We start from the raw sequence: 25,598 nt of genomic DNA on the forward strand, positions 1-25,598 counted from the left end.
ATGAAAATGCCGGGGGATTCGCCCGCGAAATGAGAAGAAAATTGTTGAAATGCAGAAGATATAGTGGGTTAAGATTCGGTCATTGGGTAGAATAGTTTGAAAAAGTAAACAAAAATGCGTCTATCGGATGATTTTTGTTTACTTTTTGTTGTCGCTCCCTGTATGGGAGCGTGGATTGAAATAGAGAAGGAAATGGGAGAGCCACCAGGGAGAGATAGCAAAATCTTCAACGTTGAAGATTTTGCTATCTCTCCCTGGTGGGAACGCGGCTAACTGGGATCAAAGCTGCTAAAAGCGAATCTCAGATCAGAATACAAGGCCTAAAGCAATTAAAATGAGGATGGAAATGGCAATTATCGCTATACCAGCTCCGCATAAAAACATAAATTCAACCCCCTTTAGTTTATATATCATCATATGCAAAAAATATTTTTATGGGATATTATGGTAAAGATGGAGGGTTTAAAAGAGCGTTTAAACGCTCTTTTTTCTTTATTTCTCACGATGTGTCACCATTCGTGAATTTTTAACTTTTCCGTAAGAATTTTTAAGGTTTTTGTAAAGCACTACAACTCAAAACTTGGTAAGGTGAAGAGGAAGAAATAGCTATGACGGCAAGATCCGGAGCCTGGCACAAGTGGAGAGTGAAGATGAAATGAATTGCAGCACAAAAACGAATCAATTGTATGAACAGCCGAACCGACCGCAAAGGGGGAGGAGAGTACGGGCGCATTCCAGCGGCTATATGCCGGGCTTGGACGGCCTGAGGGCTTTGGCGGTGTTTGCCGTGATTGCCTACCATCTCAATGTATCCTGGGCGCCGGGAGGACTTTTAGGGGTAACTTTGTTCTTTGTGCTGTCCGGGTATTTAATCACCAATATTCTCCTGAAACAATGGGATGGCACCGGAAGGATTGACTTGAAAGATTTTTGGCTGCGCCGGGCCCGACGGCTACTGCCCGCTGTTTTTGTAATGCTGGCGGGGGTAATGCTCTGGATGATGCTTTGGGCTCCGGAACGACTGGCAGCCTTGAAGGGAGAAGCCCTGGCCGCGGTATTCTATATCAGTAACTGGTATCTGATCTTTCATCAGGTCTCCTACTTTGAAAGCTTCGGCCCTCCGTCTCCCTTGGGGCATCTCTGGTCTTTGGCGGTAGAAGAACAGTTCTATGTTATCTGGCCCCTCCTTTTGGGACTGGGACTGAGCCGGATCCGGCAACGCAAATGGCTGACCGTGGGAACAATTGCTGTTACATTGGCATCGGCTGCGGCCATGGCCTTGATCTATATACCGGGTCAGGATCCCAGCCGGATCTATTATGGAACGGACACTCGGGCGTTCTCTTTGCTGGTGGGAGCAGTTCTAGCTATGGCTTGGCCCAGCGGGAAGATGGCCGGGGAACTCTCCGGCTCAAAAAGATGGGTTCTTGATGGGGCAGGCATTCTGGGGCTATTGGTGGTGCTGTTGATGATTGGGAAAACCAACCAATACCAGGCCTTCCTCTATCAGGGCGGACTCTTGCTCTTCTCTGTTGCCGCGGCTGTTTTGGTGGCCGTTCTGGCCCACCCGTCCAGTTTTCTGGGCCGGTTCTTCAGCTGGGGACCCTTGCGCTGGCTGGGAGAGTGTTCCTACGGAATTTATCTGTGGCATTATCCCGTCATCATCCTGACCAATCCCGTTGTGAATACGGGAGGCTTGGATCTTTCCCGTACCCTCTGGCAAATCGGGTTAAGCATTATTCTGGCCGCCCTGTCCCGCTACTTCATTGAGGACCCCATCCGGTACGGAAGGCGGAGACGGGGGCGGAGGCGGACACCGGTTCTTCAGTGGTGGCAAAGACCATTGGGTGTCGGCGCCAAAATTTCTCTCAGTATAATGCTGATGGCTGTGCTGTTGTTTATAACTCCCGCTTGTGTTGCTGATAACTCCGGCAATGAGGGTGCGGGAATTTCAGCAAAAGCTATAACGGAGAACCATGAGGCAACAGAACAAACACAGACTCAGAATGAAAATGCAAATGAAAATGAAAATGCAAATGAAAATGTGAATAAACAAGAAGATGAAACCCAAGAGACGGAGCAGAAAGACAATGCCGTCAAGGGGGACACTGCCGGGAATGATATTACAGTCATCGGCGATTCCGTCATGATTAATGTAGCACCTGTTTTACAGGAACGGCTTAAGGGGGTTGTCGTCGATGCCCAACTAGGAAGACAGATGTATCAGGCCCCGGAGATTATTGCCGGGCTTCAGAAAGAGGGCAAGCTGGGGAAAACCGTGATTATTCAATTGGGAACGAACGGTTCCTTCAGCGAAAAACAACTCAAGCAAACTCTCGACTCCCTGCAAGGAAGTCCCGAGATCCTGCTGATCAATTCCCGGGTCCCCAAGCCTTGGGAAGGAGAGGTAAATGAGACTCTCAAAAGAGTAGCCCAGACTTACCCCAAGACCAAACTGATCGATTGGTATTCAACAAGCAAGGGCCATAACGATTACTTCTACTCCGACGGAGTTCATCTGACCCAGGCTGGGGTGGAAGCCTACGGAGAGATGCTCATCAACGCCTTATCTCCCAAATAAAAGTGATAAAACAAAAATCGTGTTATAATTAGAAAAAACCTAAAGCGAAAACTGAGGGATGAGACTATGCACGAGAATAAGGTAAAAGTACTGGTTGTTGAAGATGAAGCATCGATCCGGCGTTTTATCACCCTTAATCTGGAGACGGCCGGATATGAAGTGGGAGAAGCGGAGAGCGGGGAGGATGCCCTGGCTCTGCTTACCACATTTCTCCCTGATTTAGTGGTCCTGGATCTGATGCTGCCGGGGATGGACGGACTGGAAGTCTGTCAGCACATTCGCGGAACCATGCCGGACCCGCTGATTATCATGCTCACGGCCAAGGGGCAGGATACGGATAAAATTATGGGGCTTGAACTGGGAGCGGATGATTATATGGTCAAGCCCTTTAATCCTTTCGAATTAATTGCCAGGATCAAAGCACTGTTAAGACGCCGGGATCGCTATGAACCCGGCAGAAGAGCCTATACTTACGGCAGTCTGCATCTGGATACTGTTGCCAATAAACTCCTCAAAAACAATCAGGAAGTGGAGCTCACCCCCACGGAATACTCCTTGTTAAAAATGTTTATGGAAAATCCAGGGAAAGCCTTGCGCAGGGAGGAGATGCTGAATGCCATCTGGGGAGAAGATTATTTTGGGGATACGAAAACTCTGGATGTGCATATCCGACGGCTCCGGGAAAAAATCGAGGACAACCCCTCTGAGCCCCGGCATATTAAAACCATTTGGGGTTCCGGTTACCGGTGGCAGAAGGAGACAACTGGGAGGTTGCCATGAAAGGGATTAGAGGGAGACTGACAGCGAATTTCATGATCGTGATTTTGGTTTCGGTGGCCATCCTGGAAGTGCTGCTTATCTATACCGTCCAGCAGAATTATTACGGCAGCCTGAGGGGCAACCTGACCAACCAGGTGAAAATCAGCGCGGACATGTACTCCAAATACTATTCCGATACCTCCCTGGAAGATAACATCCTGTATAATGTGGATGCCTTTTGGAATCAAAGCAATGCCCAAGTGGAAATTGTCGATAAAGACGGGACGATTGTCATGGACTCTCTGGGGACGATCCCGGAACAAGGAGAACCCATGGAGGATATTCAGGATGCCCTCAATGATAAGATGGGGGAATGGGTGGGAAAATTAAACGGTCAGAAAGTTATGGCCGTAGCCTATCCTTTAAAATCGGAGGGACAAATTGTGGGGGCCCTGCGTTTTATTGGTTCTACCAGCGAAATTGATCAGGATATTCAGGACACGGCTAAAATTTTTATCGCTATCGGTCTCTTTGTGGCACTGGTGGTCGGTTTGCTCAGTATTTTCTTAGCCAATACCATTCTTATCCCCTTGAAGGAAGTGACAGCCGTTGCAGAAAGCATGGCGGCAGGCAATTTTCAGATCAAGAGCAGGAAAAAGCGGAATGACGAGATCGGCAAGCTCGCCGACACATTAAACTATATGGCAGAAGAAATAACCAAAAAAGAAAAGCTGAAAAATGATTTCATATCTTCGGTTTCCCACGAATTGCGCACTCCCTTAACCTCGATTATGGGCTGGGCCATTACCCTGCAAAGTGAAAAATTCCAGCAGAAAGAAACGTTGAACGACGGTCTCGGCATCATTGCCAAAGAGGCCGAACGGCTCACCCAGATGGTCGAAGAACTCCTGGACTTTTCCAAATTTGTTTCCGGCAGGATCAAGCTTAAATATGTCAATGTCAATTTGGCCGAGTTGATGGAGCATATCCGCAAACAGCTGACCCCCCGGGCGACACGGGAAAATATCCAGTTTACGGTGGTTTACCCGGAGAACCTTCCCGACTTGCTGACCGATCCTAACCGTTTAAAACAAGTGCTGATCAATATTTTGGATAATGCCTTGAATTTTACGCCTGCCGAGGGGTACGTCCGCTTTGAGGCCGAGGTAGGGGAGAAAGACTATACCTTTACGATCTCCGACAACGGGTGCGGCATTGCCGGCGAGGAGCTGCCCATGGTGAAGGAAAAGTTTTACAAGGGCAAGACCTCACGCTCCCGAAACGGGATTGGTTTATCCATCTGTGAAGAGATCGTTACCCTGATGCAAGGCCGGCTGGAAATCCGCAGTGAAGTCAATGTGGGAACGACTGTGGTCATTACTTTGCCTCGAGAGGTGTGTGCCAATGGTTAAAAAATCCCTCCTTCTTCTCCTTTCTTTTTTGCTGCTCATCCTTAGCGGCTGCGCCGAATTTTCGGGCGCATCGGCAGGTAAGATTATCCCGCCCTCCAGCCCGGTCAGTTCCTTGGGAGGGAAATGGAAGGTGCTTCAGGAGTTGGATGCCAACGGCAGCGAAGGAGGAACCCAGCAATGGTTAGGGAGTGATGTTCAATTTGCTCCAGGCGCCATCTCTTTCGGCGGCCATGTCTGGGATAATCCTTCCTATAAAATCAAAAGAGTGAAGGCCGAGGATTATTTGCAGACAAAATATATCCCCCCGGCCGGTATTTTCGGCCCGAAAACCGAGAAGGTTGATGTGATTACGGTTTATGCCGCTACCAATTATCTGGGAGAATTTATGAAGCTGGATGATACCGGGATGATTTTCTTTGTGCAAAATAAGGTTCTTTTATTGAAGAAGGTTGCTGATGAGGCCGACAGTACCCTGGGAGCGGCGAATACCAATGCCCAGGATCTGAACCAGGATAGCAGGGAAGGGATATCCGGCGTCTTGCTGGGACTGAGGATCCCCTCAGACACAGGCTATACCTATCAGACACTATGGATTGCCGCCGATCACCATCAACTCCACCCGGTCCTGGCCTCTGACCAGCTTTTTTTCCCGCGGACCAGCGGTTTTTGGGAACTTAGTGTCCAGGACCTCTCCTCCGCCGGCAAGACAGGCAATCTGCTTACTGCCCGCAATGTAACGGTCAAGGTACCCGAGCTGAAGACAGGGGAAACAGAAACAGAAGCCGGAGCGGAAACGGAGGATCAAGGCACTACCGATCCGGCGGAAAGAGTCATCCATTATATCGGTAATGACTTTGTTGCCATCGAAAAGAGAACTTCCGGTGTCAATCAATTGCAGATGCTACCCGTGGACAAACTCTCATCCTCTACCGAGATTAAAGTGTCCGATTTGTTGGGGGACAAGGGATTTAACGCCTATTTAAGCGCCAGGGAACAGGCTGTCGCAGCCTTAAGGGAGAAAGGAATGACTTCGATTAACCAGGATGAGCCCGGGGAAAATTTTGGCCTGATACGGAAAAACGGCCATTGGTCCCTGGTGGGGAGAATCAATTATCAAAATGGAGGGGTTTTTGAGGAAACAGATTTTGAACTTAAGCTCATTCCTCCGGCTAATTTGATCTTCTACGATACCTTGGTTTTAAGCTGGTACAAAATTAAAGACCGGGTTCCCGATGCCTTAGACGCTTTTACTTCGCCCAATAAGGATATCGCCCTGGTCAAAACCAAAAACAAATTAACGATTTATCCCATCGGCACGGAGCAATTAGGGGAAACCCCTTTGGCGGAGCTTGATCTGCCGGAAGGAGCTACTGTAATCATGGCGGAGTGGGGTACTGGGTCTTATGTGGACAGCTGGGAAAAGTCCTTTCTCGTTTATGGTGCCCAAGCCCTGGCAAAGGACTCTGTGCGGATGCGCTGATAAGGGCCTCAATTTTTGAGGCCCTTGCTTAATTTCATAATTCGGCGGATTCTTGTAATTTTTTTAGTGTTTCCAGCAAATCATTAAACTTTGCCTTGCCTAAATTATTTTCTTAAGCCCCCATCGCATTGGGAAATAAAGCATATCGATGAAGGTCAGGAAGAGATCGATTTTAATCAGGAAGCAGATTTAGTCGGCATAACGTTTCATACCCCCAGTGCCAACTATGTGTATGAAATAGCTGCAGAATTCAGGAAAAGAGGTATACCCGTGGTCATGGGCGGACCCCATGTGTCACTGCTGCCGGATGAAGCCGAAAAGCATGCCGATGCTATATTTATAGGGGAAGCGGAAGATACATGGATAGAATTTCTGACTGATTTTGAGAATAAACGGTTTAAAAAAAGATATGAACAAAAGCATCCCTCTTCCCTGACTAACCTCCCTATGGCACGCAAAGATTTATTTCACAGAAGGGATCATTCCGGGGGAATTATGTTTGCAACCCGTGGCTGCCCTAATCAATGCGAGTTCTGTGCTTTAGCAGTAATGTATCATTGCAAATTCAGAAAAAGGCCCGTTGAAGAAGTTGCCAGGGAATACGGCTCTTTCAACGGGAAAGTTATTATCTTCTGGGATGACAATCTTGCAGCAGATCTACAGTACGCCAAGGAACTTTTCCGGGCGCTCGTTCCTTATCGAAAATGGTGGAGCAGTCAGACCAGTATTCACGCCGGATGGAATGATGATCTATTGGAATTGGCGGCCAAAAGCGGCTGCAAGCAGCTGTTCCTGGGACTAGAGTCGGTATCTCAAATCAGCTTGGATAACGCCAATAAATCCTTCAATAAAGTTAAAGATTACTATAAAATCATTAAAAAGATCCACTCCTATGGAATATCTGTACAGGTAGGGATTATTTTCGGTTTTGATGAAGATGACAAAAGTATTTTCGGAAAAACGATTTCTTTCCTTGAAGCTGCCGGAGTTCAAAATGCTACCTTCAATATGCTTACTCCCTATCCGGGTACTCCTCTGTTCAAGCGCCTTGAAGATGAAGGCAGAATATTGACCTATGATTGGAGTAAATACAATGGGAGAAGAGATGTCGTCTTTAAACCTAAAAATATGACTTGTGAGGAACTGCTGGAAGGTTTTAACTGGGTAAACAGTCAGTTCTATTCTCTAAAAAGCATTGGGAAAAGATTAAGCAAATCAACGGCAGGGTTATGGTGGACGCTGCCTTTAAATCTCTCCTATTATTTTTCATATAAGCTTTATGGACCGAATGAGTAGAGTATGTTGATTAGGATATGTTTGGTGATTAAGTTTGAGATTAGTGATTATTCCCCAGGGATCAGATGCCCCTAGTACTACATCTGTTACATCATATTCAACAGTGTTTGTTAAATAATTAATGGTACCGATGAAGGAAAGGCTTATTTGACCCAACTTGATCCAGGCTGCCTGAGCATTGGGCTGCCAATAAAGGGACGTATACCCAAACGGAACCGGGAGTAATCCCTTAGTAACGGTTGCCATTGGAATAGGAAAAACAACCATTCAGACCAAAAATAGGATGGTGCGTTCTTCTTCTGCTATAATGTTTACATAACGCACAGAAGGAAAGGAAAGAACGGCCGTGAGAGCACATGCGGTGACTACCGAAGTGATCCCCCAATGGGATCAGGAACTGCTCTTTGACATTCTGAACAAGATCAGTGATGTCGTTCTGGTCTTGGATGCGGATACCACTATCGTCTTTGCCAATGAGGCCTATGCCCAAATTTTGGGCGTTCCGGTCAGCAAGGTGCTGGGGCGCAAACTGTCCAAGATCGAACCGGAAGCTGCAGCCATCGATGTCTTGCGTAAGGGCAGGGTTCGCTATGGTCAAAGCTATCTCCATTCGTTGGGTATCCACGTGATTGGCAGTACCTTTCCCCTGATCAAAAATAATAAAGTGTTCGGTTCAGTATCCATTTTCAAAAACATTACAGAAGTCGTGCACCTGAATCAGGAATTGAAACGCACTCAGGGGGTAGCCGATTACCTGAAAGAGCAACTGGAACAATGGGAGCAACTTCCTTTATCGTTCAAAGAATACGTGGGCCAGAATCCCCGCTTAAAAGAGACCCTGGTTCTGGCAGCCAAAGTGGCCAAGACCGACAGTACGGTTTTGATCCGCGGGGAAAGCGGCGTGGGGAAAGAAGTGCTGGCCCGGGCGATCCACAACTGCAGCCGGCGCAAGGATAAACCGTTGATTAAGGTCAACTGTGCGGCCATTCCGGAGGCTCTGCTGGAGAGCGAGTTGTTCGGCTATGAAGAAGGAGCCTTTACCGGTGCCAAAAAAGGCGGCAAACTGGGAAAATTTGAGTTAGCCCATAGCGGCACGATCTTTCTTGATGAAATCGGAGATATGTCCATCGCGATGCAGGCCAAATTGCTGCGGGTTCTGCAGGAGCGGGAATTGGAGCGGATCGGCGGCACCAAGACCATCGGCGTGGATATCCGGGTGATTGCTGCCACCAATTGCGACCTGGAGACCATGGTGGAGAAAGGAACCTTCCGCAGCGACCTTTTCTACCGTCTGAATATCGTACCTTTATTCCTTCCTCCTTTGCGGGAGCGCAAGGATGATCTGATGGTGTTGGCCACTACATTCCTGGGGCAGTTTTCCGCCGAATTTGGCCGGGAGATGAGCTTATCCCCCCATGTCATTCGCGTTTTTCAGGCCCATGATTGGCCGGGAAATATCCGCGAACTGCAGAATGTCCTGGAACATGCCTGTATTGTCTGCAGCGGTTCGGTCATCGAGCTGCAGCATCTGCCCGGGTACCTGATCTCCCAAAACGATATCAGGCACCACCATGATCGCCCTTATGATGTGAAAGAAACAGTAGCCCGAGTGGAGAAAGAGATGATCCTGACCGCTTTGGCCACTTATAACAACAATCGTTCCCAAGCCATGAAAGCTCTGGGTATTTCCCGGCGGGCCTTCTATGACAAGTTGCGCCGTTACGGTATTGAGAAGTAAAAGTGTTTCCAATGTATACTTAATGACAAGCAAGAAGTATGGAGTTGTATCCTAACTATACACCTAGTGATCAGCCTTCGGCAGGTAATCCCCTGTATGAAGGCTTTTTCTCTTTTGTTGGGAAGTTGGCATGATTCTTGTATATAGAGAGTTTAGTCAAATGAAATGACAGGGAAGGGAGTGCTCAGCAAACTAATATTCGGATAATTCAGTTAATTGGATACAAGAGGAGGAAGAATCAGAAATGGCCTACGAAACAATTTTGGTGGATATTGCCGACGGTATTGCCACCGTCACGTTGAACCGGCCTGAAGTACTGAATGCTTTGAACGGCCAGGTCTTTAACGAACTGGGGGATGTGGCTCTGGAATTGGGAGCTGACCCTTCTGTACAGGCCGTGATCATTACCGGAGGGGATAAGGTGTTTGCGGCTGGGGCGGATATCAAACAGATGGCCAACCTTTCGGCTGTGGATGCAGCTATTGGCGGAAGGCCGTCCCACCGGGCATTTAGCCTGATTGAAACTATACCTAAACCAGTGATTGCTTCTATTGCCGGTTTTGCCTTGGGAGGCGGCTGTGAACTGACCCTGGTCTGCGATGTGCGGATTGCTGCAGACAGCGCCCAATTCGGTCTGCCCGAGATCAAACTGGGTATCCTGCCCGGGGCCGGCGGCACCCAACGGCTGCCTCGTCTGATTGGAGCCGGCAAGGCGAAAGAGCTGATTTTCAGCGGCGATTTTATTAATGCCGATGAGGCTTTGCGGGTGGGCCTGGTCAACAAAGTGGTTCCTGCCGACCAACTGCGCGAAGAAACATTGAAAATGGCCAAACGCTTTGCCGCCCGGGGAGCCGTAGCCTTGCGCCTGGCTAAATCCGCGATTGACGAAGGACTGCGAATGGATCTGGAAGCCGGGATACAGTACGAGCATAAATGCTTTTCCCTGTTGTTTGCCACCGTGGATCAAAAGGAAGGAATGCGCGCTTTTATCGAGAAACGCCCGCCTGACTTCAAAGGGCAGTAGACAAAACTTAAAGGAGGATGACTATGAGAACTCGGGCTCAGTATAGTGAAAAGTTAGGGAAAATGAACCGCAATCTTTATTGTAATGGAGAAAAAATTGATCGCTTGGATGAACGGCAGGAGAGTGTCATCAATGTCATGGGGTTGACCTTTGATGCAGTCTGGGATCCGGCCAGCCGGGAACTATGCACGGCGGTCTCCCACCTGACCGGCGAAACCATCAACCGCTTCAACCATATTCATCAAAACCCGCTGGATCTGCATAAGAAGCAGGACATGACCCGCTACCTCTGCAACAAGGTAGGTTCCTGCATCCAACGCTGCATGGGGATTGATGCCGCTAATGCGATCAACGCCGTAGCATTTGAAGCCCAAAAATCTCCGCGGGCCAAGACCAGGTACTATGACAACTGGCTTAAATGGCTGGAGCGTTTTCAGAGAGAAGATCTGGTGGTCAGCTGCGCCCAGACCGATGTTAAAGGGGAGCGCTTGAAGCGGCCGGCAGAACAGACTGACCCCGATGTTTATGTACATGTGGTGGAAGAGCGCAGTGACGGGATCGTGGTCCGCGGTTCCAAAGTGCACATTTCCGAAGCCTCAATTTCCGATGAAATTCTTGTGGTGCCGAATCGGGCCTTGCTAAAAGGAGAAGAAGAATACGCCGTGGTCTTTGCTGTTCCTTCGGATTATGAAGGGATCAAGCAAGTGGTTCATTTCCATAATAATCGCAAACGGGAGCATTACCAGCGGGGGATCGACACCGGATACTCCGATTCCTACGTGATCTTTGACGATTGTTTCATTCCCTGGGAGCGGGTTTTCCTGTGTGGAGAGGTCGAACACGGGGGGATCGCCGCTCTGCTCTTTGCTCTGTTCCACCGCCATTCCTACTCAGGGTGCAAGCCGGCCATGCTTGATTATGTGATTGGTCTGGCCGGGTTGGCGGCAGAGATCAATGGAATCGAGAAGACTTCCCATGTGCGGGAGATGCTCTCCGAGCTGATCATGACCGGAGAACTGGGATATTCCGCCGGCTATACCGCCTCGGACATGGGCAAACCGGAGATTTATTTTCCTGGCAAGGGGTTGGTTCCTTACGGGCCGGGGGGGTGCATCCCTAATTCCATCTATTGCAATGTCGGCCGCTGTCTGACCGGTGAGGCGGTTTTTCACGAGCAGGAGATTCTGTGCAATATCGCCGGCGGCATGCCGGCAACCTTCCCCTATGAAAAGGATCTGGTCAATCCAGAGACGAGAGCGCTCCTGGAGAAGTACCTCAGCCGGAATCCGAAAATCCCGGTGGAGGAGCAAATTAAGTTTTGGCTCACCTTCGCCGATTTTACCCTCTCCGGATTGGCAGCTTCCACCAACTATGGAGCCTACCATGGCGGCGGCTCACCAATTATGGAGCAGATTGCCATCACGTCCCAGTACGATATCGAAGGGAAAAAGGATATTGTCAGGGCGATTGCCGGAATGGCGCCCCGGTCTTCAAAATAAAATTAAACGAATACTGGAAAATCAGGCTTAAGGAGGAGTTGTTCTGGGCAGCAAATACATCTATGACAACCGGGATCACAAGTTCATTATCAAAGAGTGGCTGGATGGGGAAAAGATCCTGGGACTGAAGCGTTTCCGTGATGCATTCAGCCTGGATGATGTGGACGGCATCCTTGATCAATCTCTCAAAGTATGCCGGGAGGTGGTGGCTCCCACCAATGATGACGGGGATCAGATGGGTGCCGTACTCCGTGACGGCCAGGTGAGTGTACCCCCTTCATTTCATAAGGCCTTCCGCTATGTCGAGGAAAACGGCTGGGGCTCCAGCAATAAAGACGTGGATGCTGAGGGCACTCTGCCATCCATGCTCTACGGCGCGGTCCATGAGTTTATGATTGGAGCTAATCCGGCCTTTACCCCCTACGTCGGTCTGGCCGGCGGGATCGCCTCCGTGATCAAAGCCTTTGGTTCCCCGGAACAGATTAAGTTATATACCCCAAAAATGTTTGCCGGGGAGTGGGGAGGTACTATGTGCCTGACGGAACCGGGCGGTGGATCCGATGTCGGTGACATGCTCTCCAAGGCTTACCCCACCGACGATCCCCTGATCTATAAAGTCAAAGGCACAAAATGCTTTATCACCGGAGGGGATCATGACCTAACGGAGAATATCATCCACTTGGTTCTGGCCAGGGTGGACGGCGCAGCCCCCGGCACCAGAGGTTTATCTCTTTTCATCGTGCCCAAGTACTGGGTCAACCCGGACGGTTCCCTCGGGGAGCGCAATGACGTCTCTACCGTCAGCATCGAACACAAGATGGGCCTCAAAGGCTCTTCCACGGCCGTACTCGGTTTCGGGGAGGAGGAGCAATGCCGGGGCGTTTTGCTGGGCAGCCCGCCGGATGAAAGAGGAGTCGGCCAGGGAATGGCTCAGATGTTTAAGATGATCAACGGGGCGCGGGTGGACACGGGGCACAGTGCTTTGGCCGTGGCCACTGTCGCCTATAACAATTCAGTGCAATATGCCAAAGAACGGATTCAAGGCCGCCCCATCGCTGACCCCAAGGCCGGTCGGAAACCGATCATTCAGCATGAAGATGTGCGCCGCATGCTCCTTACCCAGAAGTCAACCCTGGAGGGAATGCGGGCCATGATTTTTAAAGCCTATTATTATTTTGACATGATTGCCTTTGGAGAGGATTCGGCTGAGGTGAATGATGCCAAGGGAAAACTGGAGGTAATCACCCCCCTGATCAAGGCTTACTGCTCTGACCAGGCCTGGCTGATGATTACCGAAGCGATCCAGGTTTACGGCGGGTACGGTTATACCGAGGAATACCCGGTGGCCCGTCAAGCCCGGGACAGCAAGATCTATTCCATTTGGGAGGGAACCAACTTCATCCAGTCCCTGGATTTAGTCGGCCGCAAATGGCGCTTGGACAATGGCAAGGTCTTCCGGGACTGGCTGACCGAGTTGGGAACCTTCATTCAGAAAAACCGGGAGAATCAACACTTTGCGTCTGAATTTGCGATCCTGGGCAAAGCCCTCCATGCTTATCAGGGGCTTTTGGGCACAGTCATGGCCTATTTTACCCAGGACATCCGCAAGATAGCTCTTTTTTCCACCCGCATCCTGCGCCTTACCGCAGAATTATATGCCGGATGTCTCCTGATGCAGCAAGCCCTGATCGCTCAGGCCAAACTGGACGAAGGGAATGCTGATCCCTACTATGCCGGAAAGGTAGCCGGTTCCCGCTTCTATATCCATAATAGTGTTCCTGATGTGATCACTGCGGTCAAGGTGATTGACGACGGGGACACATCCGCCCTGGAAATTCCTGAAGAGGCATTCTAAATCAAATTAATTAATGGAGGTGTCTTTAATGACGATTGACGACATTAAGACTATTTGTGTGATCGGGGCCGGCACCATGGGCCACCAAATCTCCCTCTGCGCCGCATTGAGCGGGTATAAAGTGAAATGCACCGATATCAGCCAGGAAATGCTGGATAAAGCGGGCCAATTCGCACGCACCTATTTGCCGGAGCGGGTAGCCAAGGGGAAGATGACCCAGGAACAGGCGGAACTGGGGCTGGCTAATCTGAGCTTCACCACCAGTCTGGAGGAAGCGGCTCAGGACGCGGATTTTATAATCGAAGCTGCCGTAGAGAAAATCGATGTCAAACGCCAACTGTTTGCCGATTTGGATCGGATCGCTCCTTCCCATGCCATATTGGCTACCAACAGTTCCTTTATCGTCAGTTCTAAAGTGGCCGATGCGACCCGGCGCCCGGATAAAGTCTGCAATATGCATTTTTTTAACCCGCCCTTGGTGATGAAACTGGTCGAAGTGGTTCAGGGTAACCATACCTCCCCGGAGACGGCGCAAATCACCATGGATCTGTGCGAGAAGATGGGGAAAACCGGAGTATGGTTGAAGAAAGAAATCTATGGTTTCCTGGTCAACCGGATTCTGGCCGCTATCAATCATGAGGCCCTCTTCCTGGCAGATATCGGGATTGCCAGTCCGGAAGAAATTGACACCGCCGTTACCAATGCTCTCGGGCATCCCATGGGACCGTTCCGGCTAATGGATATGACCGGGATTGACCTCTCCTATTACATCGGAATGGAGCTCTACAAAGAAACACGGGATCCCAAGGATAAGCCCTCGCCCCTGGTGGTGGAAAAATACGCTAAAAGAGAGTGGGGCCGTAAAACGAAAAAAGGGTTCTATTCATACGAATAAGTGTGGGAAAGGAATGAGAGATCTAATCTGCAAACCTGAGGAGGTATGACAAGATGTCGACAAGAGGTAAACCGTGGATTAATCACTATCCAGCCAGAGTCCGGCACCACCTCGATTATCCGGACAAATCCCTGGGCCAGGTATTCGATGAAACCGTGGCCAACATGCCGGATACTATTGCCATGATTTTTGCTGACCGGGAAATTACTTACAGTCAGTTTGGGGATAGAGTAAACCGCTTGGCCACGGCCATCGCCGGACTGGGAATCGGCAAAGGGGATCGGATCGGATTGATGGGCCCCAATTGTCCCCAGTGGATAATTGCTTACTTTGCCCTGCTCAAGCTGGGCGTCATCGTGGTGCAAACCAACCCCATGTACGTGGAACGGGAAATCATTCACCAGATGAAGGACTCGGGAGCTTCAGGGATCGTCGTCTTTGAGCCCCTTTACCCTCGGGTGAAAAACGTCCTTGATCAAACCTCCCTCAGTAAGGTGATCGTGTTTAACTTTACCCCGGTCAAGGCCGGGGAGGATTTCTACTCCCTCGATGAGTTGATCGCCGGATCTGAACCGACTCCGCCGGCCGTATCCATTGATTCGGCCGAAGATATCGCCGTCCTCCAGTATACCGGAGGAACAACCGGGGTATCCAAAGGGGTCATGCTCACCCACCGTAATCTGATCTGCAACACCCTGCAAGTGATTGAATGGGCGGTGGATATGAATTATGGCGATGAACGGATTATTACTTTATTGCCGGTCTTCCATGTCTATGGGATGACCAATTGTGTCAATTATTCTATCGCCATAGCTGCGACGCAGATTATCCTTCCACGCTTTGATGTGGATATGCTCCTGGAAACGATCCGAAAATACCGTCCTACCCTTTTCCCCGGGGCGCCGACGATGTTCCTGGCCATCAACAACCATCCCCGGGCCGCCGAGTATAAAGAGGTCCTGGCGGCTATCAAGGTCTGCAACAGCGGTTCCGCTCCCCTTCCTCTGGAAGTAGCCCATAAGTTCGCCGAAATCACTGGTGGAGCAGGGAATTTACAGGAAGGATACGGCCTGTCCGAGGCTTCTCCGGTTACCCACAGCAATCCTTTGGATCGTCCCTCCCGGGCAGGTTCGATCGGTTTGCCCCTTCCTGATACGGACAGCAAAATCGTCGATTTGGAGACTGGAAACAATACATTGCCCATCGGCGAGGTCGGGGAACTCTGTATCCGCGGTCCTCAGGTCATGAAAGGGTACTGGGAAAAGCCGGAAGAGACGGAAAAAACCTTGCGCGACGGTTGGCTGCATACCGGAGATATCTCCAAGATGGATAAAGACGGTTATTTCTATATTATTGACCGCAAGAAGGACATGATCATTGCCGGCGGCTATAATATTTATCCCCGCGATATTGAGGAAGTGCTCTATGAGCATCCTAAAATCAAGGAAGTGGTGGCGGCCGGAATTCCCGATTCCTACAGGGGAGAAACGGTCAAGGCCTATATTGTCTTAAACCCGGATACGGAAGGGACGGCCGAGGAATTTATCGAATACTGCCGCACCAAACTGGCAGCATACAAAGTCCCGCGCCAGATTGAATTCCGGGAAGCCTTGCCGCGGACCATCGTCGGCAAAGTCCTGCGCCGACAATTGGTGGCCGAAGAATTGGCAAAGATCAAGGCCGCAGGCAGTAACGGTTAATGGGGAGATCATCAGAAACTGACCTTCGACGGGGAGACGCCTGATGCCTCCAGAGCAAGATCAACCGCAATTCATGGGTTAGTAGCGATAATACTAAACAGAAAGAGGAGAGAGTATGAAATCCACTGTTGCCATCGTCAAAGCCGCCCAGGATGTGCAGGAGTCCTTGCGCCAGGCGCTCAGACTCAGTGACGGATTGGCCGGCTTAAATACCGGGGACAAGATCATGATCAAACCGAATATCGTCAGTTGGGATTTTGACCTGCCCTTTGCCCCGTTTGGAGTGGTGACCACCAGTACTGTGATCGCTGCCTTGGTGCATATCCTGGCCGAGCACGGCTTCCGGGATCTGACGATCGGGGAAGGTGGAATAATGAATGCCAAACCGGAAGGGGATGCTGTGTTCACTGCCTTGGGCTATAAAAATCTCCAGGAGCGCTACGGTGTCAAACTGGCTGATTTTAACGCCGGAAAATTTCTCCCTGTCGATTATGGCGATGGCATGGTTTTAAACATTGCCCAGCAGGTTCTGGAGATGGATAAGATGATCAATGTCCCGGTTCTCAAGACCCATAATCAGGCCAAAGTATCCCTGGGCATCAAAAATCTGAAAGGATGCTTAAACAGAGCGTCCAAACAATACTGTCATGGCTTGGGAGATCTGGAGCTTAGCGCAACCTTTCCCCGGATCATTGAGAAACTGCCTGTGGCTTTAACGATTTTAGACGGGCTCTTTACTCTGGAAAAAGGTCCAGCTCCTACCGGCAAAGCTTTCCGTAAGGATCTGTTGATCGCTTCCCGGGATCCCCTTGCCTGTGACTTGGCTGGGGCTGCAATTCTCGGCTATGATGCCCGGGATGTTGCCCATCTGGTCAACTATGCCCAGCGGCACGGCCGCAGCCTCGACCTGGATGATTATGAAATCAAAGGGGAAAAAATCTCCGACCACCGGGAATTCATCGATTACGACTGGGAATGGACTGATGATGATACCGGACCGGCCGGATTTAAGAAGCGGGGGATCAGCGGGCTGGCAGTCCGCAAATACGACAGCAGCCTCTGCACCGGTTGCTCAGTCCAATACAATCCTATGTTAATCCTTCTCAGCTCAGCCTTTAAAGGCCAGCCATTTCCCAATGTAGAAGTGCTCACCGGCAAGCAGCAGTTGGCTGGGGCAGATTTCGATCTGACGGTGCTCTTCGGGAAATGTGCCTGCCATAATAACAAGGATCATCCGAATATCAAAAAAGCAATTAAGCTCTGGGGATGCCCGCCGGACATGAAGAAGTTCACCGAGGAATTGGCCAAAGAAGGAGTGGAGTGTGAGTACGCAGAATACGTGCGTTTCCGCCACTACCTTCTCGACCGCTACAAAGGGCAAGAAGGGTTTGATCTAGTTTATTGGAATGTGGAGTAAGGGAAAGGGATCAAGCGACAGGCAACTCCCGCACATGGGGAATACATTGAACAGCAATACCCTGTAGAGTAATTGATGATTACTTTACAGGGTATTGCTAAAGGTGCATAAAGCTGAATAGGGAATAGCTCCTAAATATTAGCGTTTAATAGACAATTTATTAAATCCCCACTTGCTGGTATTATATATATATCACTATGGACAGCGAAGGATTAAAACAGATTATGAAGAAATTGGTCATCGGCATATGTGCCCATGTGGATGCGGGCAAGACAACCTTATCAGAAAGTTTGCTTTATTTGAGCGGTGCTATTCGCAAAATGGGCAGGGTGGACAATAAGGACGCTCATCTGGATAACTTTGAGCTGGAACGGGCCAGAGGGATCACTATTTTTTCCAAACAGGCCATGCTGGAAGTGGGCGATGTACAAATTACCTTAGTGGATACCCCGGGCCATGTGGATTTTTCCTTGGAAATGGAAAGAACCCTCCAGGTGCTGGATTATGCCATTTTAGTGATCAACGGAGCGGATGGGATACAGGGACATACCAAAACCTTATGGCGGTTGCTGGCCATCTATCAGATACCAGTTTTTTTATTTATTAATAAAATGGACCAGGTGGGTACGGATAAAGAAAAAATAATGAATGAATTAAAACAACAGTTCAGCGATGGATGTATTGAATTTGGACAGACTGAGGCCGATGATTTTTATGACCAATTGGCCATGAGTGATGAAATTTTGCTGGAGTCTTATGTGGATCGGGGACAGATAGAGATTCCACAGATTATAGAAGCGGTTAGGAAGCGTAAAGTATATCCCTGCTTTTTCGGCTCCGCTTTAAAACTAGAGGGCGTAGAGGGATTGATGCAGGGGATGGTGAACTATGCTCACATACCTTCCTATCCGGAAGCCTTTGGGGCTAAACTGTTTAAAATAGGCAGAGACGAACAGGGCAACCGCCTTACCTATATGAAGATTACGGGAGGAAGGCTGAAGGTAAGGGATAGTTTAAGCAATGGAGTATGGGAAGAGAAGGTCAATCAGATTCGCATCTATTCCGGGAAAAAATTCGAAGCAGTGAATGAGGTGGAAGCAGGCTCAGTCTGTGCAGTAACAGGACTCACTCAGACCAAGCCGGGAGAAGGGTTAGGGATAGAGGCAGCTTCTCATGCCCCCCTGTTGGAACCGGTATTGGCCTATCAAATTCTCCTTCCGGAAGGCTGTGATCCCAGAGTGATGCTTCCCAAGCTGCGCCAGCTGGAGGAAGAAGATCCGGGCCTGCATATGGTCTGGGACGAGCAGCTCAGTGAAATACAGGTACAGATTATGGGAGAAGTGCAGCTGGAGATCCTGCAAAGCCTGATCCAAAGCAGATTTGGCATCGAGGTGTCCTTCGGCTCAGGGAGGATTGTTTATAAAGAAACCATTGGGGGTGTGGTTGAAGGAGTAGGGCACTTTGAACCTTTGCGGCATTATGCGGAGGTTCACTTATTAATGGAACCGGGGGAACGGGGAAGCGGTCTGCAGTTTGGGGTAGAATGCAGTGAGGATGTACTGGGAAAAAGCTGGCAAAGACTCATCTTATCCCACCTGGAAGAAAAAGTTCATAAGGGGGTTCTCACCGGGGCTCCGATTACCGATATGAAAATTACTTTAGTGTCAGGCCGGGCCCACACTAAGCATACCGATGGGGGCGACTTCAGAGAGGCTACCTATCGTGCGGTACGTCAGGGATTAAAATCGGCAGAATCCATCCTGTTGGAACCCTATTATTCGTTTCATCTGGAGTTGCCTGAAAAAATGGTGGGGCGTGCCATGACCGACCTTGAGAAAATGCATGGTACCTGTCAGATTACTCATATAGAGGGGAATATAGCAGTTCTTACAGGAAGTGCTCCAGTGCTTACCATGAGGAACTATCACAAAGAGGTCATGGCCTACACTAAAGGTCTTGGCAGGCTTTTTTGCAGTCTGAAGGGTTATGAACCCTGTCATAATCCTGAAGAGGTCATAGAAAAGGCCGGATATGACTCGGAAAGGGATGTGGATAATCCAACAGGTTCGGTATTCTGTGCCCATGGTTCCGGATTTTTGGTTCCATGGGATGAAGTAAAGGACTATATGCATGTGGAAAGCTACTTCCAAAAAGAGCATGAATTATTCGAGGAAGGTCCTTATGTTCAGGCATCCTATTCTGAGGAAAGGTGGATCGATCCGGAAGAGATCGACAGGATCCTTAACCAGACCTATTATGCTAACCAGGGCAAAAAATCGGTCTGGCAGAAACGGAAAACAGCCGCAGAAAGTTATTATAGACCCACTGCCGACTTACATAAGTTCAAAGAACTTAAGGAGGACTATCTTCTTGTTGACGGCTATAATATTATCTTTGCCTGGCCTGAACTGAAAGAGCTTGTCAAAGATAATATGGATGGTGCAAGAATGCGGCTTCTTGATACCTTAAGCAATTATCAGGGGATTCGCAAGTGCCGGATTATGGTTGTTTTTGATGCTTACCGTGTTCAGGGGCATCCTGAGGAAGTAGTCGACTATGATACTATTCGCATCGTCTATACCAAGGAAGCTCAAACGGCGGATCAATATATTGAAAGATTTGCCTATGATCATCAGAAAAAATTCAATATAGCCGTTGCTACGTCGGACGGTTTACAACAGATCATTATCAGGGGAGCGGGATGTGCCTTATTATCCGCCAAGGATCTGAAAGAAGAAATCGAAATGGCCAATGAAAGTGTCAGGCAGGCTTATCAGGCAAAACAAACGGAAACCCGTAATTATCTCAAGGATGCATTATCTGCTAAAACAGAACAGCAGATAAAGGAACTCCTTAAAGAAGAGAAAGAATAAATCCGTTGGAAATGCAACCGACATTAACCGGCTCATCATCTTTAGAGTCTGGAGAAAAAAGGACATATTGTGGATCACGTCCTCAATATGTCCTTTTTTAATTTGCGCAATTTATGGTACCTATCTCGCTTATTTACCCCACGGCAGTGCTTTTAGGTAACTCATTCAGTCCTTTGGAAACTGACAAGTTCTTCAAAATATCGATTCAAAAGCCTAACAGTGTTGCGTATATCGACCTCTGTTGTATCCGGATGAATTGCACAAATGCGCAAAACTTTTTTCCCGTTTATCTCGGTAGTAAAGATACCAGCATAACCACTATCAAGCATTTTTTTCGAAATCTGCTGATTCAGCTCGTCCTTTTGATGTTCAGTCATATTACGAGGACTGTACCGGAAATTGACAATAGCCATTTGTGCCGGGGAAACTATTTCTATCTCCTTATTTTTTTTCAATTCATCCTCTGCCCATTCCGCAAGTTGAAATCCATGCTCGATGGCAGCCCCAATCGCATCACTGCCCATAACCTGCAAAGTAAACCATAACTTGAGTCCACGAGCTGGTCTTGTCAACTCTATACCCATTTCCCATGGGTTAAAGGAATCCTGTACTGCCCCTAAATCTTTTAAATATTCAGGCTGCACATGAAAACTATTCATCAGGTTTTCTCTGTTTTTCACTAAAATCATACCGCATGCATAGGTCTGGAACAGCCACTTGTGTGCATCCCAACTAATACTATCAGAAAGTTCTATTCCTTTAAGCAGGTTCTTATGAGTCTTTGTCAACAGGACGGAAGCGCCAAATGCTCCATCCACATGCATCCACATACCGTAACGCTGGCATATAGAAGAGATTTTTTCGAATGGATCAATACTGCCAGTATTTGTTGTCCCTGCACTTGCGATAACAATAAAAGGAGCAAGCCCCTCATCTATATCTTTCTGAATGGAACATGTTAAATGGTCCGTATCCATTTTAAAATATGAATCTACAGGTATTCTCCGTATTCTGCTATCAGGGATTCCAATAATACGTAGTCCTTTTGCCACAGAACTGTGGGTTTGCTCTGAAACATAGGCAACTCCCAAATGCTGAGTTTCCTCTGAGAGAATTTTATCTCTGGCAACAGTCATTGCAGTCAGGTTGGCCATAGAACCTCCGGATACAAACAGTCCGCCTGACTTTTCAGTGAAACCAGCCTGATCACATAGCCATCCTATTAATTCCTGTTCAATACAGCTTGCGGCAGGGCAGGATACCCAACTTCCGGCATGACGATTGAACGCTGAAGTCATAACATCACCGAGCCAAGAAAGCATGGAAGCAGGTCCGGGAATAAAACCTAGATACCGAGGATGATTGACATTATTTCCATATTGGTAAATATCTTCTACCATTTCATTGACCACAGTGTCTATAGCGCGCCCTTGAATAGGAATACCAATTTTCCTCAAGTTTTCTATTTTATCATTATCTATTTCGTTAATTATTTTGTCATTGGGTAATTTGCGATAATAAGAAAAGAAATTTCTAATAAATTCTTCAGCGGCATTCTCTATTTGTTTGCTTGTTGTAATTTTTTCATGCATAGTCATCACCCTCAAATTTAACTAGTTATTGTACTTTAACTTTATTTGCTATTATAATAGCATGTGAATAGATATTGGTGAAATTCATAATTTCAATATAACGTTTAAAAAAAGTAATAGGTGATGACTATGGAATTAAGAAATATTGTAACTTTTCTAAAAGTAGCAGAAATGCGGAATTTTTCAAAAGCGGCAGAGAAGCTTGGTTATTCTCAATCCACCATAACTATTCAAATTCAACAGTTGGAAAAGGAACTAGGAACGCAGCTTTTTGAGAGGATTGGCAAAGGAGTGACCCTCACGGAACAGGGCAAGGCTTTTATTTTTCATGCTAATGAAATTATTCGAGTTACTAATAAAGCGATTGTATCCACTAAAGCTAATGACTCAACCAAAGACACTGATGTTATTGCAGGTACGCTTCGGATCGGAAGTGTAGAATCTGTTTCCACTGCTATATTGCCGGATATTCTGTTACAATTTCATCATGCTCATCCCAAAGTCGAAATTGTCGTGAATACCACAGGAAGAGATGCTCTTATTGATCTGGTAAGAAACAACACGATTGATTTGTTTTTTACCCTGGAAAAGAAAATAAACGTTCCCGGGTTGAAACGAACTATCCTTAGAGAAGAAAAAATTATATTTGTCGCGCCAACACACTATGCTATTCCTTATAAAGAGAAAGTCAAATTAGAGGATATAGTTAATATGCCTTTCCTGTTAACAGAGCAGGGAGAAAGCTATCGCTATGAACTGGAAAGGTTATTATCCGATAAGGATATAGAGATGAAACCTATACTGGAAATTAGTAATACGGAAACCATCATCCATCTTGTTGAAAAAGGAATGGGGATTTCCTTTTTACCTCTGTTTTCGGCACAGACCTCAATTGAGAAGGGAAAGCTCTCTCAAATTCAGACAGATATCCCGGCAATTTATATGTGGAGCCAACTGTTTTATCATAAAAACAAATGGATTACACCGCAGATGAGTGCCTTTATCTCAGTAGCCCAAGATTTCTTTAAGACTGGAACGTGAGCGGGATGTGGCCAAAATCAACCAGTCCATGGCCCAGGCCGACCCCAAGGCTTTCCGACTGTTTTTAATTCAAATCAATGAATTCATGGGCAAGACCATGCGGAAGTTAAAGCGTCTGGAGAAAAAGGCACCCTCTGAACCGGCGGTTGTCGAAACTCCCGAAGCTCCCGCCTCCGAAACACCCTGAAACTGAACTCTGCAGATAAAAAGAAGCGGCCTTATAGTTCACTAATAAAGTGGAATAAGGCCGCTTAATGATTAATCTTTTTGAGCTTCTCCTTCCGGGACAAGGGGAAGAACCAGGGAGATCCGAGTGCCGATATCCTGCCGGCTGAGAACTTCCAGATGTCCGCCATGCCGCTCCGTAATCCACTTGGCAATGGAAAGGCCCAGGCCCGAGCCACCGGTGGTCCGGGTGCGGGACTCATCGGTGCGGAAGAACCGATCAAAGATCAAAGGAACGGCTTCCGGTTCAATACCGATTCCTTCATCTTGAACAGTGAGGCGGGCAAAGTTTCCCTTGCTGGAAACAGATAGAGTGATCTGCTTTCCAGCAGGGGTATATTTCATGGCATTGTCCATGAGGATCCGGGTGGCTTGTTTAATCAGGCCTTTATCCCCCTTGATGTAAACGGGAGTAAGTGCGGAGGAGTATTCGTGCCCCCCATCAATCATTTGTGTTTCCCGCAGAATCTCATGGGCAAGGGAGGATAATTCAAAGGACTCTGCCTGCAGGGCCATGGTGTTATTGTCCCCCCGGGCGAGAAACAAGAGCTGTTCCACCAAGGCCTTCATATGGGCGGTTTCATTCTTGATGGCATCAATGGATTCCTGAAGTGTTTTTTCATCCTTTTTACCCCAGCGGTCCAGCAGGTTGGCATAGCCTTGAATCACCGAGATAGGGGTCCTGAGTTCATGGGAGGCATCAGAGACAAAACGCACCTGGGAGCGGTAGGATTCATTAATGCGGTCCAGCATACTATTGATGGCCTGGGCCAGGCTTTGCAGCTCGCTCTGAGTTTCGTCCATGGAAATTCGCGTATCCAAACGGGTAGCATTGATATGATCCAATTTCCCTGCCAAATCCTTGAGCTGCTCAGGTGAAAAAATCCCTTCATGACTTAAACTCCGGGCTGTTTCGGCCAATTGCTCGATGGGCTGAAGAGTATGGCGGATGACTCGGGCACCGGAAGAAATACTGCTAAGCAAGATGATCCCTTCGATTAAGAACATGATCCCGAACAGAGCGACCAAAATTCTGATCGTACTCTCAGGGCGGAAGGAGAGAAGGTAGGAACCGTTGTCCGTTTGAAAGGTCACATTATAGCTTGCCTTCTGAATGCGTTCCCAAATTCCCTGACCCGCCCCATGGGGCAGATCAATACTTCTGACCTGGTTTGCGGTCAAAGGGGAAAGGTAGGCTTGTAAACCAGGAGGGATATGAAATCCTTCAGGTTCTCCGGCTATAGGATCGATACGGATGGGGGTAAGGTCAAGCCAATTCTCCATCTCCGGAGGGGGCGGCGTTCCTGCCTGAGTCAGCTTTTCGGCAGTTGCCCCCACTGTTTGTTCAGCATACACAAATAGTCCTGCAGCGGACAGGACTAATAAACAGATGTTCAGATTTAAAAATATCCCGAACAGCCGGAAGAACAGCTTGGTGTTCAATTTCCATACGATGGAAAACCGCACTTTATTGCGAATACGGCCGGGAGAACGAGTTGAGGATTTATTGGTCATCTTTAATCACATATCCTACTCCTCTGACGGTGTGAATGAATTTAATATTGAATACTTCGTCAATTTTTCCGCGGAGAAAGCGTATGTAGACATCCACAGCGTTGGTGTCTCCCGCAAAATCAAAGCCCCAGACATTTTCCAGCAGAGCTTCCCGTGAGAGGACGATGCCTTTGTTTTTAAGGAGGAAATGGAGCAGGTCAAATTCCCGTTTGGTTAAATCAACGGGTTCCCCCATCATGGTCACGGTGCGGCGGTCGCTATCCAGCTGCAGGCCGGAAGCGGACAATACCTCCGTAGAGGATAAGGATACAGTGTTCCTCAGGGCGTTGCGGATACGGGCGAGAAGCTCCTCGATGGCGAAAGGCTTGGTGATATAATCGTTTGCTCCGCTGTCGAGACCGGAAACCTTATCCATGACGCTGTCCCGGGCTGTGAGCATGATAATGGGGACGGAAGAGGTTCGGCGGATTCTCCGCAGAACCTCTGTACCGTTTAATTTAGGCAGCATGATATCAAGCAGGATCAAGTCGAACCGTCCGGTCTCCGCAAGTTCGAGCCCCGTTCGTCCATCAAAGGCCTTCGTGACAGTGTACCCTTCATAATTAAGCTCAAGCTCCATAAAGCGAGCAATTTTTTCTTCATCCTCAATAATCAGGATGTTTGGGCTCATGGAAACTCCCACCATTTCCGAATAAA

19 protein-coding genes are annotated in these 25,598 nt (G+C 48.3%); 16 read left to right on the forward strand and 3 right to left on the reverse strand.

Going from position 1 to position 25,598, the window contains the following annotated elements:
* The first annotated feature begins 114 nt into the window (after window positions 1–114).
* The 14 genes from DESDE_RS21840 to DESDE_RS08655 all read left to right on the forward strand — a co-directional run bounded on the left by DESDE_RS21840 (window position 115) and on the right by DESDE_RS08655 (window position 20,529).
* Window positions 115–273, forward strand: coding sequence for a hypothetical protein (locus tag DESDE_RS21840; protein ID WP_158309864.1), 159 nt, complete (start codon window positions 115–117; stop codon window positions 271–273).
* Between the two features lie 382 nt (window positions 274–655).
* Window positions 656–2,581: an acyltransferase family protein gene (locus tag DESDE_RS08595; RefSeq protein ID WP_041917245.1), complete on the forward strand. Its 1,926-nt coding sequence runs from the start codon at window positions 656–658 to the stop codon at window positions 2,579–2,581.
* Window positions 2,582–2,647: 66 nt separating this feature from the next.
* Entirely contained in the window at window positions 2,648–3,361 is a 714-nt protein-coding gene (locus tag DESDE_RS08600) for a response regulator transcription factor (protein ID WP_014793646.1), read from the forward strand.
* Entirely contained in the window at window positions 3,358–4,752 is a 1,395-nt protein-coding gene (locus DESDE_RS08605) for a sensor histidine kinase (RefSeq protein ID WP_014793647.1), read from the forward strand. The genes DESDE_RS08600 and DESDE_RS08605 overlap by 4 nt, the downstream gene beginning before the upstream one ends.
* Window positions 4,745–6,232, forward strand: a complete 1,488-nt coding sequence (locus DESDE_RS08610; protein WP_014793648.1) for a hypothetical protein — start codon at window positions 4,745–4,747, stop codon at window positions 6,230–6,232. Before DESDE_RS08605 ends, DESDE_RS08610 begins: the two co-directional genes overlap by 8 nt.
* Before the next feature lie 90 nt (window positions 6,233–6,322).
* On the forward strand, window positions 6,323–7,528 hold the full coding sequence (locus tag DESDE_RS08615) for a B12-binding domain-containing radical SAM protein (protein WP_014793649.1): 1,206 nt from the start codon (window positions 6,323–6,325) through the stop codon (window positions 7,526–7,528).
* 346 nt (window positions 7,529–7,874) lie between these two features.
* Window positions 7,875–9,266, forward strand: a complete 1,392-nt coding sequence (locus DESDE_RS08620; protein ID WP_014793650.1) for a sigma-54 interaction domain-containing protein — start codon at window positions 7,875–7,877, stop codon at window positions 9,264–9,266.
* Window positions 9,267–9,510: 244 nt separating this feature from the next.
* Complete coding sequence (locus tag DESDE_RS08625) at window positions 9,511–10,290, forward strand: enoyl-CoA hydratase/isomerase family protein (protein WP_014793651.1); 780 nt, start codon at window positions 9,511–9,513, stop codon at window positions 10,288–10,290.
* A gap of 23 nt (window positions 10,291–10,313) precedes the next feature.
* Complete coding sequence (locus DESDE_RS08630) at window positions 10,314–11,789, forward strand: 4-hydroxyphenylacetate 3-hydroxylase family protein (protein ID WP_014793652.1); 1,476 nt, start codon at window positions 10,314–10,316, stop codon at window positions 11,787–11,789.
* Window positions 11,790–11,832: 43 nt separating this feature from the next.
* Window positions 11,833–13,644 (forward strand): acyl-CoA dehydrogenase family protein, encoded by a 1,812-nt coding sequence (locus DESDE_RS08635; protein WP_014793653.1) that lies wholly within the window; start codon window positions 11,833–11,835, stop codon window positions 13,642–13,644.
* A gap of 28 nt (window positions 13,645–13,672) precedes the next feature.
* Window positions 13,673–14,539: a 3-hydroxyacyl-CoA dehydrogenase family protein gene (locus DESDE_RS08640; RefSeq protein WP_014793654.1), complete on the forward strand. Its 867-nt coding sequence runs from the start codon at window positions 13,673–13,675 to the stop codon at window positions 14,537–14,539.
* 53 nt (window positions 14,540–14,592) lie between these two features.
* The gene (locus DESDE_RS08645) at window positions 14,593–16,239 is read left to right on the forward strand and encodes a long-chain-fatty-acid--CoA ligase (protein WP_014793655.1); all 1,647 of its coding nucleotides are present in this window, start codon (window positions 14,593–14,595) and stop codon (window positions 16,237–16,239) included.
* Between the two features lie 115 nt (window positions 16,240–16,354).
* Entirely contained in the window at window positions 16,355–17,656 is a 1,302-nt protein-coding gene (locus tag DESDE_RS08650; RefSeq protein ID WP_014793656.1) for a DUF362 domain-containing protein, read from the forward strand.
* A 224-nt stretch (window positions 17,657–17,880) separates the two neighbouring features.
* Window positions 17,881–20,529 carry a translation factor GTPase family protein gene (locus DESDE_RS08655; protein WP_014793657.1) on the forward strand — a complete coding sequence of 883 codons (2,649 nt, stop codon included), beginning with the start codon at window positions 17,881–17,883 and terminating at the stop codon, window positions 20,527–20,529.
* Between the two features lie 161 nt (window positions 20,530–20,690).
* Here the strand turns inward: DESDE_RS08655 and DESDE_RS08660 are convergent, their stop codons facing one another.
* The gene (locus DESDE_RS08660) at window positions 20,691–22,121 is read right to left on the reverse strand and encodes a pyridoxal phosphate-dependent decarboxylase family protein (RefSeq protein ID WP_014793658.1); all 1,431 of its coding nucleotides are present in this window, start codon (window positions 22,119–22,121) and stop codon (window positions 20,691–20,693) included.
* A 129-nt stretch (window positions 22,122–22,250) separates the two neighbouring features.
* Here DESDE_RS08660 and DESDE_RS08665 point away from each other — a divergent pair, with 129 nt between their 5' ends.
* Window positions 22,251–23,162, forward strand: a complete 912-nt coding sequence (locus tag DESDE_RS08665; protein WP_014793659.1) for a LysR family transcriptional regulator — start codon at window positions 22,251–22,253, stop codon at window positions 23,160–23,162.
* A gap of 7 nt (window positions 23,163–23,169) precedes the next feature.
* Window positions 23,170–23,349, forward strand: a complete 180-nt coding sequence (locus DESDE_RS08670; protein WP_014793660.1) for a hypothetical protein — start codon at window positions 23,170–23,172, stop codon at window positions 23,347–23,349.
* 71 nt (window positions 23,350–23,420) lie between these two features.
* Here DESDE_RS08670 and DESDE_RS08675 read toward each other — a convergent pair whose 3' ends face one another.
* Both DESDE_RS08675 and DESDE_RS08680 read right to left on the reverse strand, forming a co-directional pair.
* Window positions 23,421–24,902 (reverse strand): sensor histidine kinase, encoded by a 1,482-nt coding sequence (locus DESDE_RS08675; RefSeq protein ID WP_014793661.1) that lies wholly within the window; start codon window positions 24,900–24,902, stop codon window positions 23,421–23,423.
* Window positions 24,892–25,572: a response regulator transcription factor gene (locus DESDE_RS08680; RefSeq protein ID WP_014793662.1), complete on the reverse strand. Its 681-nt coding sequence runs from the start codon at window positions 25,570–25,572 to the stop codon at window positions 24,892–24,894. The genes DESDE_RS08675 and DESDE_RS08680 overlap by 11 nt, the downstream gene beginning before the upstream one ends.
* Window positions 25,573–25,598: the final 26 nt, after the last annotated feature.

Source organism: Desulfitobacterium dehalogenans ATCC 51507 (genome assembly GCF_000243155.2).
Classification (GTDB): Bacteria; Bacillota; Desulfitobacteriia; order Desulfitobacteriales; family Desulfitobacteriaceae; genus Desulfitobacterium; species Desulfitobacterium dehalogenans.

What these genes read in the sequence shown, in the direction of transcription:
- DESDE_RS21840 (WP_158309864.1), top strand. Translation starts at nt 115, where the DNA reads ATGCGTCTATCGGATGATTTTTGTTTACTTTTTGTTGTCGCTCCCTGT.
- DESDE_RS08595 (WP_041917245.1), top strand. Translation starts at nt 656, where the DNA reads ATGAATTGCAGCACAAAAACGAATCAATTGTATGAACAGCCGAACCGA.
- DESDE_RS08600 (WP_014793646.1), top strand. Translation starts at nt 2,648, where the DNA reads ATGCACGAGAATAAGGTAAAAGTACTGGTTGTTGAAGATGAAGCATCG.
- DESDE_RS08605 (WP_014793647.1), top strand. Translation starts at nt 3,358, where the DNA reads ATGAAAGGGATTAGAGGGAGACTGACAGCGAATTTCATGATCGTGATT.
- DESDE_RS08610 (WP_014793648.1), top strand. Translation starts at nt 4,745, where the DNA reads ATGGTTAAAAAATCCCTCCTTCTTCTCCTTTCTTTTTTGCTGCTCATC.
- DESDE_RS08625 (WP_014793651.1), top strand. Translation starts at nt 9,511, where the DNA reads ATGGCCTACGAAACAATTTTGGTGGATATTGCCGACGGTATTGCCACC.
- DESDE_RS08630 (WP_014793652.1), top strand. Translation starts at nt 10,314, where the DNA reads ATGAGAACTCGGGCTCAGTATAGTGAAAAGTTAGGGAAAATGAACCGC.
- DESDE_RS08640 (WP_014793654.1), top strand. Translation starts at nt 13,673, where the DNA reads ATGACGATTGACGACATTAAGACTATTTGTGTGATCGGGGCCGGCACC.
- DESDE_RS08645 (WP_014793655.1), top strand. Translation starts at nt 14,593, where the DNA reads ATGTCGACAAGAGGTAAACCGTGGATTAATCACTATCCAGCCAGAGTC.
- DESDE_RS08650 (WP_014793656.1), top strand. Translation starts at nt 16,355, where the DNA reads ATGAAATCCACTGTTGCCATCGTCAAAGCCGCCCAGGATGTGCAGGAG.
- DESDE_RS08655 (WP_014793657.1), top strand. Translation starts at nt 17,881, where the DNA reads ATGAAGAAATTGGTCATCGGCATATGTGCCCATGTGGATGCGGGCAAG.
- DESDE_RS08660 (WP_014793658.1), bottom strand. Translation starts at nt 22,121, where the DNA reads ATGCATGAAAAAATTACAACAAGCAAACAAATAGAGAATGCCGCTGAA.
- DESDE_RS08665 (WP_014793659.1), top strand. Translation starts at nt 22,251, where the DNA reads ATGGAATTAAGAAATATTGTAACTTTTCTAAAAGTAGCAGAAATGCGG.
- DESDE_RS08675 (WP_014793661.1), bottom strand. Translation starts at nt 24,902, where the DNA reads ATGACCAATAAATCCTCAACTCGTTCTCCCGGCCGTATTCGCAATAAA.
- DESDE_RS08680 (WP_014793662.1), bottom strand. Translation starts at nt 25,572, where the DNA reads ATGAGCCCAAACATCCTGATTATTGAGGATGAAGAAAAAATTGCTCGC.